We start from the raw sequence: 12601 nt of genomic DNA, 5'->3' as shown, positions 1-12601 counted from the left end.
GCAGTACCGCCCCGGCACCCGGCCCCACGTCACCACTCCGGAACGTCAACCCAAGGCTTCCGCCGGCACGACCTCGCCCACCACCGCCAGCCCTTCCGCCAACGCCGCCGCCGCGGCCTCCTCGGCCAGCTCCCGCACGATCGCCGCGAGCCGTCCGGGCGGCAGGTCCAGCGCCTCCCGCGTGAAGGACAGGTCGACCAGCTTGCCGTGCAGGTCGACCACCACCGCCACGCCCGACGCCGAAGCCGTCCGCCGCACCGCGTCCAACCGCTCACCGAGCCCCATCACACCCGCCACGTCTCGGGAGTGGTCTCCTCCACCGACTCCACCAGCTTCGCCTCCACGTCCAGCCCGAGCGCCGCCACGTCGTCGCCCACCGCGTACCGGGCCCGCGCGTTCGCCCGCGCCGTCGCCGTGTCGACCAGGCCCAGGATCGCGTTCGCCAACCCCGACGGCCCCAGCCGCAGCGACCGGGCGTCCAGCACCAGGTCCCGCAGCCCGCCGCCGGGACCGACCTCCACCGAGATGCCCCGGTCCGGGTCCTGCGCGTGCGCCGTGATCACGGGTGCACCCCGCCGTAGAACGTGGCCGAGCTGAGCTTGTGCGTGTTGCGCCGCACGCTGTCGCCCGAGTTGCCCTCGATCAACGTCACCGTCCCGTTCGAGACCTTCTCCACGATCCCGATGTGCGTGCTGGTGGACGGGCTGCTCGGCCCGCTGCCGAACAGCAGCACGTCACCGGGCTTCGCGGCGCTCAGGTTCGTGTACGCCTTGCCGCGCCGCTGCCCCCACCGGTACACGTCGCCGGTGAACGGCAGGATCGGGATGTCCACCCCGGCCTTGCGCCACATCGCCGTGGTGAACGACGAGCACCACGCCGCCGTCGGCCCGTACGGGTTGCGGTTGCTGCCGGGCGGGTTCTCGCGGGTGCCCAGCTCGCGCCGGGCCGCCGAGATGATCGTGCGGGACCGGCCCCGGGCGCGGACGTTGGACGGGCGGGTGCGGCCCCGGGCGCGGTCCGGGCGGCCGTCCGCGACGCCGTCGTGCTCGACGTCCTTCTCCAGCGCGCGCAGCTTGCGGGCGGCGTCCTCCAGCTCGGCCCGCACCTGCCGCACGGTCGCCGTGGTCTCCTTGGTGTACCGGGGTTCCAGGTCGGCCGCCGCCGCGACGGCCTTCAGCAGCGCGGCCCGCGTGCCGACGGCCACCCCGGCGTCCAGCAGCCGCACGGCCTGGTCGAGGTACTCGTCCACGGCCTGCCGCGCCCGCGCGTGCCCGGTGGCCAGCGCGCTCGACACGCCGGCGACGATCTTCTCCGCGTCGCGCGCCGCGTCGGCGGTGACGCGCAGCTGCCGGCCGAGCCGGCCGGACCGCTTCTCGAAACCCTCGGAGTTGTCGCCCTTCCAGTGCTCCAGCACGGTCCGGGCGGCCTTGTGCTGGTCCTCGTGCCGGTCGGTGAGCGCGGACGCGGTCTGGTGCAGCGCGTACTGCGCCTTCACCGCGTCCTCCACCTTGCCCGCCAACGAGTTCCGGTGGCCGATCATGCTCTCGGCGAAGTGCCGGGCCATCGCTCGGGTGTCCACTACCCTTCCCCTCCACCGCTGATGAGGCGTCCGCCGCCGAGCGAGCGGGCCGTGTCGTCGTCCTGGTCCCGGTAGGCCCTGGCCGAGCGGCCGGCGGACGTGGCCAGCGCGTCGGTGTTGTGCGCGACGGCCTTGACCTGCTTGCGCAGCGCCGCGCCGAAGTTGTCCAGCGCGTCGGCGAACCCGGACTGCCTGCCGATCCGCCCGAAGCTGTCGTCGGCGATCTCCCGCACCTCGCGCACGTGCCGCCGTCCGAGGGCGGTCAGCTCGTCGGCCGTGTTCCGGGTCCGCCGGGCGTAGTCGCGCAGCACGCCCACGTCGACGGAGAACCCGCCGCCCCCGGAGCCGCCGCCGCGGGGACCACCGCCGCGCGAGCCGCCACCCCCGCCGCCACCCGAGCCGCCCCGCGACCCGCCGCGCTTCATCGCCTCGACGCCCCGCCGCGCCTCGTCCAGGTGCCGCTTGTAGGCGCCGCTCGTGTACGTGGTCCACGGCGTCCACGACCGGCCGTCGCCGGAGATCCGGTTGGCGGCCCGCGCGTTCACCGCCGGGTCGAACAGCTCCCGGTTCGAGTCCAGCCCGAACTCGCGCAGCCGCGCCGGGCCCAGCGAGCCCAGCATGTTGACCTGCCACAGCCCGTAGGAGTTGTCCGGCGGGGTGGCGTTGTGCGCACGGGGGTCACCGCCGGACTCGGCCAGCGCGACCGCCACCGCGATCGTCAAGTCCTGCCCGCGGAACCCCGCGTCGTGCGCGTGCCGGGCGATCTGCTCCGGGCTCAGCCTGCTCATGCCGCCACCCTGCACCGGAGGTGACCTGCGGCGGAACCGGCGTTGCACGCTCGGACAGCGGTTGTGCACGGGCGAGCTACAGTCGAACACGTGAACGAAGGGCTGTTCGACCAGGGCTTGTTCGGCGTCGACCCGGAGGAGAAGGCCGCGCGCATCGCCGCCAACGCGCCGCTGGCCGTGCGGATGCGCCCGCGCACCCTGGACGAGGTCGTGGGGCAGGACCACCTGCTCGGTCCCGGCGCGCCGCTGCGCAGGCTGGTCGAGGGCTCGTCGCCCGCCTCGGTCATGCTCTACGGCCCTCCCGGCACCGGCAAGACGACCCTCGCCACGCTCGTGTCGCAGGCCACCGGCCGACGGTTCGCCGCCCTGTCCGCGTTGTCGGCGGGCGTGAAGGAGGTGCGCGCGGTCATCGAGGAGGCCCGCCGCCGCCTGGTCCGCTCCGGCGAGTCGACCGTGCTGTTCATCGACGAGGTGCACCGGTTCTCCAAGACCCAGCAGGACGCCCTGCTCGGCGCGGTGGAGGACCGGATCGTGCTGCTCGTCGCGGCGACCACGGAGAACCCGTTCTTCTCCGTCGTCTCGCCGCTGCTGTCGCGGTCGCTGGTGCTGCAGCTGCGCCCGTTGACCGACGACGCGGTGCGCGTGCTGGTCAAGCGCGCCGTCGCCGACGAACGCGGCCTCGGCGGCTCGGTCACCGTGGAGCCGGACGCCGAGGACCACCTGGTGCGGCTGGCCGGCGGCGACGCCCGGCGCGCGTTGACGGCGCTGGAGGCCGCGGCCGACTCGGTCGGCCCGGGCGGGGTGCTCGACCTGGCGACGCTGGAGGCGACGGTCGACAAGGCCGCCGTCCGCTACGACCGCCAGGGCGACCAGCACTACGACGTGACCAGCGCGTTCATCAAGTCGATCCGCGGTTCCGACGTCGACGCCGCGCTGCACTACCTGGCCCGGATGATCGAGGCGGGGGAGGACCCGAGGTTCATCGCCCGGCGGCTGGTGATCCACGCCAGCGAGGACGTCGGCATGGCCGACCCGACCGCGTTGCAGACCTGCGTGGCCGCCGCCCAGGCCGTGCAGCTCATCGGCCTTCCCGAGTGCGCCCTGAACCTCGCCCAGGCCACCATCCACCTCGCCACCGCGCCCAAGTCGAACGCCGTGACGACCGCGATCGGCGAGGCCATGTCCGACGTGCGCAAGGGCGCGATCGGCTCCGTGCCCGCGCACCTGCGCGACGGCCACTACGCGGGCGCGGCGAAGCTCGGCAACGCCCGGGGCTACCGCTACCCGCACGACGTGCCGGAGGGCGTGCTGACCCAGCAGTACCCGCCGGACGACCTGGTGGGACGCGACTACTACGAGCCCACCGGCCGCGGCGCCGAGCGCGTGATCGCGGAACGGCTCCCGAAGCTCCGCAAGGTCGTCCGCGGTCAGGAGTAGCCCGTCGGGGGTGTTCGCCCGGAGACGACGTCCGGCACGTGGGCTGTCGGAGCGCGCTGCGCGACCGCGGCGAAATCGGTTATGCCCGAGACCGCGAAGAGGCGATCATGGCCGGATGGACGCCCCGCTCAACGGTCACACCTACCTCGACTTCAACTCGCCGCTCTCCGACGGGAAGGCGCACGAGCTGATCGGCAGCCTCCACCTGGGCGCGGGCGCCACCGTGGTCGACTACGGCTGCGGCTGGGCCGAGTTCCTGCTCCGGGCGGTGGAGCACGAGCCGAACGCGCGCGGCCTCGGGGTCGACAGCGACGACCACGCCATCGCGCGCGGCCGGGCGAACGTCGAGGCCAGGGGGCTGGGGTCCCGCGTCACGCTGGAGCTGGCCGACGTCACCACGTGGCAGGCCGAGCCCGCGGACGTGGCCATCAGCATGGGCGCGTCCCACGCGTGGGGCGGCACGGCGGAGACGCTGGACGCCCTGCGCGACCGCGTCCGGCCCGGCGGCACGCTCCTGCTCGGCGACGGCTTCTGGGAGCGGCCGCCGAACGCGCGGTCGGTCGAGATCTTCGGCGACGGGGAGTTCGGCACCTTCGCCGAGCTGGTCGACCTGGCGATGGCCCGCGGTTACCGCCTGCTCAACCTGGCCACCGCCAACGCCGACGAGTGGGACAGCTTCGAGTCGCGCTGGTGCGCCGCCCGGGAGCGCTGGCTGCTCGCGAACCCGGACCACCCGGACGCCGCCGAGACCCGCCGCGTCGTCGACGACCACCGCGACGGCTGGCTCCACGGCTACCGCGGGCACTTCGGCTTCGCCTACCTCACCCTGGCCCGCCTCTAGGACTCCGGCCGCCTCGCCCGGCCGGGGATACCGGGCGAGGCGGCCGAGCCTCGCCGGTGGCGCGTGCCTCACCAGCCGTCGGGCGGCGGGATCGGGGGCACGTCGTGCAGCGGGTTGGGGAGGGTGCCGGTCCTCGGCACCGGCGGGCGCGCCGTCAGGTCCCGGTAGCCGAGGGTGATCCGGTAGCCGTTGAGCGGGTAGCGGAGGAAGTCGCGGACGGTAAGGGAGCCGGAGTCCACGCGGTCCGCCAGGGTGGGGAAGCGGTCGCGGTAGGCGTCGACCTCGCCGCGCACCATGCCCCAGAACCGGTCCTCGGCCAGCGGCAGCAGGCGGGACAGCGGGCGGAACACGCCGACCAGCAGGGCGTCCACGATGTACTGCCGCAGCACGGGCCACGGCTTGCGCGGCAGCACGGGGTCGTGGGCGTCCGGTTCCAGCCCGCGCGCCGGCACCCGCTCCACGGACACGTTCACGTCGTCCACCAGGTCGAGCAGGGCCACGCGGACCGGCACGTGGTCCGCGTCCGTGATCACGACGACGTTCTCGCCGTGCGGGTTGAAAGTGATCCCGTACGTGTACAGCACGTGCAGCAGCGGTCGGAACAGGGCGCGCAGCAGCGCCGCGAACCACACCGCCAGGTCGGTGTCGCCGATGTACTCCGCCACCAGCGGCCGGCCCGTGCGGTCGACGTGCAGCAGCGCCGCCAGCGACCACGACCGCTCGCCGGGCCGCAGCGCCACGGGCGCCCGCCAGATGCACCCCATCGTCTCCAACCACTGGTACGGCACGTCGCCCGCGCGCGACAGCTGCGGGTGCCGGACGGTCACGGACGCGACCTCGCCCAGCAGGTCCGTGCCCCACTCGCCGAGCAGCTTGTCCGCCCGCCACAGGCCGGCGAGCCACTGCGTCACGACGGGCGCGGCGAGCGTGCAGTGCGGCGGGATGCCCCGGTACACCGACGTGTTCAGCACCTTCAGCGGCAGCTTCACCTGGTACCGGTCCGGCGAGTCCACATTGGACATCGTGCGGATCGCCTGGGTGGGCAGGTACCAGTCCGGGGCCTCGCCCAGCTCCACGATCCGGCCCGTCGCCAGCTCCGGCGCCCACAGCGTGCGCACGACGTGGTCCAGCTGCCACGGGTGCACCGGCAGCCACACGTAGGCCTCGGGGTCGACGCCCGCCTCCTGCACCGCGTCGGTGAACCGCTCCACCGTCGCCGGGTCCAGCTCGCGCGCCCGCACGCCGTCCTCGGACAGCTCCGACGTGCCGCGGAACTCCGCCAGCCCCCGGTGCACGGCCAGCCACGGCAGCCGCACGGGCGTCCGCGACTCGGGGCTGTGCCGCGCCACGTCGTCCGCCGAGAACCCGAGCCGGCCCTTGTTCGCGATGAGCCACGGGTGCCCGGTCAGGTGCCCGTCCAGCTCCGCCCGCGGCAACGCCGCCAGCTCCGCCGCGGGCCACGCGGTCGCGGCCAGCGCCACGTCGGCGGCCAGCGTCGCGGTCACCTCGGCCAGGAACCCGGCGGTCGTGGCCGGGTCGACGCGCAGGAACCGGAACGCGTCCACCACGAACCGCTGCACGTCGTCGCACGGCTCGACCACCGCGTCGCCGAGAATGCCCGACGCCGCCCGCCGGACCGACCCCGGCTCCACCGCCCACCCGCCGAACGCGGTGCGCGTCGCCGAGAACGTGTAGACGACGTCGTCGAACCGCAGCTCGTAGCCGGGGTCGGGCCGCAGCAGCCCTTCGAAGCACAGCTCGCCGATCGCCTTCGCCAGCAACGCCGCCGAGCACTCGCGCCACAGGTCGGTCACCGTCGTCTCCCGGTTGCCTCGTCGTTCGGGGCGCCGAAGCTCGTGTACGCGGTGTGCTTCGGCAGCGGGTACACCTCGCGGCCGGTCACCGCGTTGACGATGGTCGCGTTGCGCACCGCCCCGATGCCGAGGTCGGGCGCGGCGACGCCGTGGCTGTGCAGGTCCGCGTTGGCGACGAACACCCGTCCGGTGACCGACGGGTCCAGCGAGATCGAGTGGTCGAGCGCGACGACGTACCGGCCCTGGGGATCGCGGCGCACCAGCGGTTCCAGCGGCGCGAGGAACGGCGTCGGCGCCTGCCGGTACCCCGTCGCCGCGACGACCAGGTCGGTGTGATGGCGGAACGTCCGCCCGGTGTCGCGGTGCACGCACGTCAGCACCACCTCGCCGGAGTCCGCGGCGGCCGACTCCACGGTGACGCCGGGCCGCAGCTCGACCGGCGCGAGCCCGTGCTCCCACTCCCGCCGGTACAGCAGGTCGTGCAGCTCCTCCAGCGTCTCCGCCGAGATCGCCCGGTAGTGCCGCCAGTGCTCGGCCCGCACCGCGTCCCGCCGCTCCTGCGGCAACGAGTGGAAGTGCCGCACGTACGACGGGGTGGTCATCTCCAGCACGAGCTTCGTGTAGTCGAGCGGCGCGAACACCGGCGTGCGGGTCAGCCACGTCACCGCCGGCCCGCCGGACAGGTTGCGCCGCAACAGGTCCAGCACCACCTCCGCGCCCGACTGCCCGGAGCCCACCACGGTCACCCGGTCGGCCGACGCGGTCCGGTGCAGGTAGTCGGCGGTGTGCACGACCCGGTCGCCGAGCCCGGCCAGCGCGGGCGGCACCGACGGCGTGGTCCCGACCCCGAGCACCAGGTGCCGGGCCGCCACCTCGAACCGCTCGCCGGACACCACGAACCGGTCGCCGTCCCACCGCGCCGACGTCACCGGGTGCGAGAACCGCACCGGCAGCCGGGCCGCCGCCCACCGCAGGTAGTCCTCGTACTCGCTCCGCGTCGGGTGGAACCGCTCGCGCACGTAGAACGGGTACAGCCGGTCCGCGTCCCGCAGGTAGGCCAGGAACGACAGCGGGTGCGTCGGGTCGACCAGCGTGACCAGGTCGGCCAGGAAGCTGACCTGGAGCACGGCGTCGGGGAACATCACCCCGCTGTGCCAGCGCAACTCCGGCCGCGCCTCCAGCACCACCACGTCCAGGTCGTCCACAGTGGACGCGAGGGCGGCCAGCCCGAGGTTGAACGGGCCGCACCCGATCGCCACCACGTCCGCGACCGGCCCGGCGGCGGTCATCGGGTCCGCACCATCAGCAACGCCACCTTGTCCGGCAGCAGCACCTCGCCCACCGGCTCGAACCCGCCCGCCCGGAACGACGCGATCGCCCGCCGGTTGCGCACGTCCGGCTCCAGCAGCACCCGCGTGCAGTGCGGGTCGGCGTCGAACAGGGCCTTGGTCAGCACCGGCAGCAGCGTGCGGACCAGCCCGCGGTCGGTCATCCCCAGGTCGCCGACGGCGACGTGCAGCCCGAGGTCGTGCGCGCGGGCCGGGTAGACCTCGGCGACGACGTCCCGCGCCGCCCGGTACACCTCCAGGTAGATCACGGGGTCGTCGCGCTTGCTGACCAGCACCGGCAGCGAGTGCCTGCCCCCGCGCTGGCGGCGCAGCTCCGCCTCCCACTGGTCGCGCGGCCACGCCTGGTGCCAGAACGCGGCCACGTGCGGCGCCTGCATCCAGCGGTGCACCACGTCGAGGTCGCGGCTGTCGGGGTCGACGGCGCGGGCGTGCCAGCCGTCCGTCAGCACGGGCAGCGGGGGACCGGGCACGCCGGACAGGTCGTCGGCCGGCCGGTAGTCGTCGAGGTGGGTCACCGGGCGCACCTGCCCTCCCGCAACGGGTTGGGGGCGTCGAAGTACACCGACTGGGCGTCCAGCGGCGCCAGCACCTCGTCGATGCCCGCGAGCCGGGTCAGCAGGTTCGCCTTGCACGGCAGCAGGTCCGCGGTGAGCCACCGCCGGGCCAGCCGGTCGCCGTCCGGACCGGCCTCGGCCAGCGCCGGCAGCGCCGCCTCCAGCCGTGACGCCATCACGCCCAGCAGGTCCCGCTCGTCGGCCAGCCCCTCCACGCCCAGGCAGCCGATCACCGCCAACGCCTGGTTGCGCAGCAGGTAGTAGGTGAGCCGGTCGTCCACCACCGCGTCGTCCACCACCGCCAGCGTCGACTCGGCCACGCCGAGCCGGTCCAGCACCGCGGGCAGGTGCGACGACGCCAGGTAGTAGCCCTGGTTGTCCCGGTACCGCCCGCCGACCACCCGGCCCGCCGGGTCGAGCCGCACCAGCGTGTTCTGCTGGTGGGCCTCCAGCCCGATGCCGGTCTCCGCGTACAGGCGCAGCATCGGCACGAGCACCCGGTCGGTGTAGTCGGCCACCCACTCGGCGGCGTTCAGGCGCAGCACGAGCTCGCCTAGCAGCGAGCGCCCGATGCCGGGCCGCGGCGCGACCATGCCGGCCAGGCAGCGGGAGTCGCCGAGGTCGTCGGGGACCTCGCGCACGGCCACGTCCAGCCCGGTCACGTCGCCGCCCTCGTCCACCGCGAGCCACGCCGGGTCGCGGACGACGCTGAACTCGGGGTGCGCCTTCTCCGTCCCGGCCGCGTAGCCCGACTCCAGCAGCAGGTGGACCTCGGAGCCGCGGCGCAGCTCCGTCGCGGTCGACTCGCGGCGCGAGTTGGTGATCCGCAGGCCGAGCGACAGCTTCAGCATCACCGGCGCGCCGGTCCGGTACACCGTGCGCAGGCTCGACGTCGGCGACCAGGCCGGGCCGAACTCGCCGAGCGGCTCCAGCAGCCCGCGCGAGATCAGCGACGCGATGCGGGGCCGGCGCAGCAGGTCGTGCGCCTGCCACGGGTGCGCGGGCACGAGCACCCGTCCGCGTTCCGGCGCGCGCCCGGCCAGCGTGGACATCAACGTGACGGCGTCCGGCCCGGCGACCGAGCCGTGCGACACGACCTCCTCCGCGGCCGAGAACCAGAACAGCGGGAACGACCCGCGCAGCTCCGGCGCGTACCGGGCGTTGTCGGCGTCGGACAGCCCGTCCCGGCTCTTCGGGGCGGGGTGGTGCAGGTGCCCGAGCAGCAACCGCTGCTCGCTGTCGAGGAACCGGTCCGCCGGCCCCACCGGCTCCCGCCGCCGGAAGGCGACGAACTCCGCCACCCGCCGCACGGACTCCGCGGTCCGCTCCACCAGGTCCGCGACCGCCGGTGCCGAGTCCGCCCGGTCCGTGCCTGCCCGGTCCGTGCCTGCCTCGTCGGGTCCTGCCTCGTCGGGTCCTGCCTCGTCGGGTCCGGCCTGGTCGGCCGCCGCCTGGTTCGCCAACTCCGCGCCGACCAGCGCCACCGCCACCACCGGGTCCGCCGGACGACCGGCGAGCGTCACCGGCCCGAACCGGTGCCACCCGGTCGGCGACGCGTACCGCACCTCCGCCTCCAGCGGCAGCCCGAGCACGTCGATCCGCACCCGACCGCCCGCACCACCGGCACCGCGCGCACCGCTCGGACCGGCCGAACCACCGCCACCGCCCGAGCCGGCCGAACCACCGCCACCGCCCGAGCCGGCCGAACCACCGCCACCGCCCGAGCCGCCGGCATCGCCCGAACCACCACCCACCGGCACGTTCCGCTCCCGCACCCAGCAGCGCAACAACGCCTCCAGGTGGGCGTGCGCCGCGGTCGACCGGGGGTCGCCCCCCAACGGGTCCTCCGCCTTCATGCCGCTCCCTCCACCAAGCGTTCCGCGGCCGATCCGGCCGCGCGGACCAGCGCCAGCAGCGCCACCAGGTCCGCCTCCCGGGTGTCCGGGTTCAGCAGGGTCAACTTCAGGCACGTCGCCTTGTCCACCTCGGTGCGCCCGATCAACGCCTCGCCCGCCCGCAGCAACGCCCGCCGCAGCCGCGCGTTCACCTCGTCGCTGCGCGCCTCGTCGGCCGGCCGGTACCGGAACACCACCGTGGTCAACGTCGCACCGCCCACCAGCTCGAACGACGGGTCGGCGGCGATCAGCGCGGCGGCGTGCCCGGCCAGCTCGTGGCACCGGTCCACCAGCGCGCCCAGACCGGCCCGGCCCAGCGCGAGCAGCGTCGCGGCCACCTTCACCGCGTCCGGCCGACGCGTCGTCTGCACCGTGCGGCCCAGCGTGCCGTCGTAGCCCTCGGCCCGGTCGTCCTCCGGGTTCAGGTAGGCCACCGACCGCTCCAACGGCCCGAACGCCGACGCCGACCGCACCAGCAACACGCTCGCCGCCGCCGGCTGCCAGCCGATCTTGTGCAGGTCCGCCGTGACGGAGTCGGCCAGCGCCAGGCCGTCCACCAGCCCGGCGAGCTTGGCCGAGAACAACGCGCCGAACCCGTAGGCCGCGTCGACGTGCAGCCACGCACCGTGGTCGCGGGCGATCGCGGCGACCTCCGCCAACGGGTCGACCGAGCCGAAGTCGGTGGTGCCGGCCGTCGCCACGACCGCGACCGGCGTGCCGCCCGCCCGCAGCATCGCCGCCAGCGCGTCCGGCCGCATCCGCCGGTGCGCGTCCACCGACACGGGCCGCACGGCGTGCTCGCCGATCCCCAGGGCCGCGCACGCCCGCTGCACGGAGAAGTGCGCGAGCTCCGAGCAGAACACCGCGGGCTCGGGTAACGCGGCCACGCCGTCGGACCGCACGTCGACGCCCAGCCGGGCCGCCGCCGCGTCCCGCGCCAGCAGCAGCGCCGTCAGGTTGGACAGCGTGCCGCCGGGCGTGAACACGCCGTCGGCGTCCGCGCCGAACCCGGCCAGCCGCGCCAGCGCCGCCACCACCCACCGCTCCACCGCGAGCGCCGCCGGTCCGGAGTCGTACGTGTCGAGGGACGCGTTGCCCGCGCTCGCCAGCGCGTCGGCCGCGACGGCCACGGCCAGCGGCGGCGGTTGCAGGTGGGCGGCGGCGAACGGGCTGGTCAGGTCCACCCCGTACGCGGCGAGCACCGCGGTCACGCGGGCCAGCGCGGCGTCCGCGCCGATCCCGTGCTCCGGCACGTCGCCGAGCGCCCGCCGTGCCGCGGCCAGCACGGCGCCCGGCGCGCCGGGCGGGATCGGCCGTGACGGGGAAGCGGCGAGATCGGAGGAACTGGGGGCGAACACGGCACCTCCGACGATCGACTTAGCTTAGCCTATCCTCATCTACTCCGCGTGGTCCCTGTCAAGCCCTCTGTGACGATCACTCGCGATCCACGCTAGCCGCCGCGACCGTGATCCGAATCGACGCCATTCGGGGGGTCTTCGGCCGTCGTCCCAACCCTTGGCACACCCCGCCCGCGCCGCCACCGGCGATCTCGTTCGGACCCGCCGGGGCGGTCGCGGTAACCTTGGCCACCACCCAGGCCGAGCCAGTCCACCAGGAGGATCCGTGTCGCCAGGGCAGATCGCCGCGCTGGTCGCCGCCGGCGCGTTCGTGCTGCTTGTGCTGTTGCTGGCGATCCCGTTGATCAAGCTGGGCCGCACGCTGGACGAGGCCACGATCGCCATCCGCAAGGCGCACCAGAACAGCGACCCGATCTTCAGCGGCGCGAACACGACGATCACGCACGTGAACACGCAGCTGGAGCGGGTCGACGGGATCACCGCCAACGCCCGCGCGGTCACCGGCAACGTCTCCGCGCTCACCTCGCTGTTCACCGCCACGCTCGGCGGCCCGCTGGTCAAGGCCGCCGCGCTGTCGTACGGCGTCAGCAAGGCCGTCCGCGCCCGGCGCGCGGCGAAGGAAGCCCCCAACCGGCACGCGCGGCGCAGGGGCAAGCGATGAGCCGCCTGTTCTGGTTCGGGCTCGGCATCGCCGCCGGGGTGGCCGCCGCCCGCAAGGCGGGGCAGGCCGCGCACGCCGCCACGCCCGCGGGCATCGGCGAGAACGTGGGCCAGGGCCTGCGGGAGCTGGCCGGCGCCATCGGCTCCTTCGGCGCCGAGGTGCGGGCCGGCATGTCGGAGCGCGAACAGGAGTTGCAGGAGACCGTGGAACGCCAGACGGGCTTCACGCCGGGTCGGCGAGCGCGCAGGGCGAACGACGCCAGGTAGGTCGTTCGTTCGCCTCGCCGTGCCCGGTCGTCGGCCCAGCCGACGGTGACTTCCACACC

13 protein-coding genes are annotated in these 12601 nt (G+C 74.7%); 4 read left to right on the top strand and 9 right to left on the bottom strand.

Translation table 11 applies throughout. The features are described 5' to 3' along the window. Positions 1 to 45 precede the first annotated feature (45 nt). The 4 genes from ACRAKH_RS24255 to ACRAKH_RS24240 are packed head-to-tail and all read right to left on the bottom strand — an operon-like array spanning position 46 to position 2367. Positions 46 to 297 (bottom strand): hypothetical protein, encoded by a 252-nt coding sequence (locus tag ACRAKH_RS24255; protein ID WP_380727984.1) that lies wholly within the window; start codon positions 295 to 297, stop codon positions 46 to 48. Next, positions 285 to 563 carry a YbaB/EbfC family DNA-binding protein gene (locus tag ACRAKH_RS24250; RefSeq protein ID WP_380727986.1) on the bottom strand — a complete coding sequence of 93 codons (279 nt, stop codon included), beginning with the start codon at positions 561 to 563 and terminating at the stop codon, positions 285 to 287. Before ACRAKH_RS24250 ends, ACRAKH_RS24255 begins: the two co-directional genes overlap by 13 nt. Further along, positions 560 to 1579, bottom strand: coding sequence for a CHAP domain-containing protein (locus ACRAKH_RS24245; protein ID WP_447009309.1), 1020 nt, complete (start codon positions 1577 to 1579; stop codon positions 560 to 562). Before ACRAKH_RS24245 ends, ACRAKH_RS24250 begins: the two co-directional genes overlap by 4 nt. Continuing rightward, complete coding sequence (locus ACRAKH_RS24240) at positions 1579 to 2367, bottom strand: type VII secretion target (RefSeq protein ID WP_380727990.1); 789 nt, start codon at positions 2365 to 2367, stop codon at positions 1579 to 1581. The genes ACRAKH_RS24245 and ACRAKH_RS24240 overlap by 1 nt, the downstream gene beginning before the upstream one ends. A 117-nt stretch (positions 2368 to 2484) precedes the next feature. Between ACRAKH_RS24240 and ACRAKH_RS24235 the strand changes: the two genes are divergently transcribed. After that, the gene (locus ACRAKH_RS24235; RefSeq protein ID WP_447009983.1) at positions 2485 to 3804 is read left to right on the top strand and encodes a replication-associated recombination protein A; all 1320 of its coding nucleotides are present in this window, start codon (positions 2485 to 2487) and stop codon (positions 3802 to 3804) included. Between the two features lie 115 nt (positions 3805 to 3919). Next, a complete protein-coding gene (locus ACRAKH_RS24230) occupies positions 3920 to 4645 on the top strand; it encodes an SAM-dependent methyltransferase (protein ID WP_380727994.1) in 726 nt (241 codons plus the stop codon). A gap of 68 nt (positions 4646 to 4713) precedes the next feature. Here the strand turns inward: ACRAKH_RS24230 and ACRAKH_RS24225 are convergent, their stop codons facing one another. From ACRAKH_RS24225 to ACRAKH_RS24205, 5 genes are read right to left on the bottom strand one after another with little or no spacing between them, the layout of a single operon-like run. Next, positions 4714 to 6459 carry an IucA/IucC family protein gene (locus tag ACRAKH_RS24225; protein ID WP_380727996.1) on the bottom strand — a complete coding sequence of 582 codons (1746 nt, stop codon included), beginning with the start codon at positions 6457 to 6459 and terminating at the stop codon, positions 4714 to 4716. After that, positions 6456 to 7748, bottom strand: coding sequence for a lysine N(6)-hydroxylase/L-ornithine N(5)-oxygenase family protein (locus tag ACRAKH_RS24220; RefSeq protein WP_380727998.1), 1293 nt, complete (start codon positions 7746 to 7748; stop codon positions 6456 to 6458). The genes ACRAKH_RS24225 and ACRAKH_RS24220 overlap by 4 nt, the downstream gene beginning before the upstream one ends. Then, the gene (locus ACRAKH_RS24215; protein ID WP_380728000.1) at positions 7745 to 8323 is read right to left on the bottom strand and encodes a GNAT family N-acetyltransferase; all 579 of its coding nucleotides are present in this window, start codon (positions 8321 to 8323) and stop codon (positions 7745 to 7747) included. The genes ACRAKH_RS24220 and ACRAKH_RS24215 overlap by 4 nt, the downstream gene beginning before the upstream one ends. Then, positions 8320 to 10218 (bottom strand): IucA/IucC family protein, encoded by a 1899-nt coding sequence (locus ACRAKH_RS24210; RefSeq protein WP_447009308.1) that lies wholly within the window; start codon positions 10216 to 10218, stop codon positions 8320 to 8322. The genes ACRAKH_RS24215 and ACRAKH_RS24210 overlap by 4 nt, the downstream gene beginning before the upstream one ends. Beyond that, a complete protein-coding gene (locus tag ACRAKH_RS24205) occupies positions 10215 to 11615 on the bottom strand; it encodes a pyridoxal phosphate-dependent decarboxylase family protein (protein WP_447009307.1) in 1401 nt (466 codons plus the stop codon). The genes ACRAKH_RS24210 and ACRAKH_RS24205 overlap by 4 nt, the downstream gene beginning before the upstream one ends. Before the next feature lie 265 nt (positions 11616 to 11880). Between ACRAKH_RS24205 and ACRAKH_RS24200 the strand changes: the two genes are divergently transcribed. Then, positions 11881 to 12276, top strand: coding sequence for a DUF948 domain-containing protein (locus tag ACRAKH_RS24200; protein WP_380727582.1), 396 nt, complete (start codon positions 11881 to 11883; stop codon positions 12274 to 12276). Beyond that, positions 12273 to 12542: a hypothetical protein gene (locus ACRAKH_RS24195; RefSeq protein WP_447009306.1), complete on the top strand. Its 270-nt coding sequence runs from the start codon at positions 12273 to 12275 to the stop codon at positions 12540 to 12542. The genes ACRAKH_RS24200 and ACRAKH_RS24195 overlap by 4 nt, the downstream gene beginning before the upstream one ends. Positions 12543 to 12601: the final 59 nt, after the last annotated feature.

The organism is Saccharothrix hoggarensis, assembly GCF_052936025.1.
The sequence above is the reverse complement of the archived record's forward strand: the minus strand, read 5'-3'. Positions and strand labels throughout refer to the sequence as shown.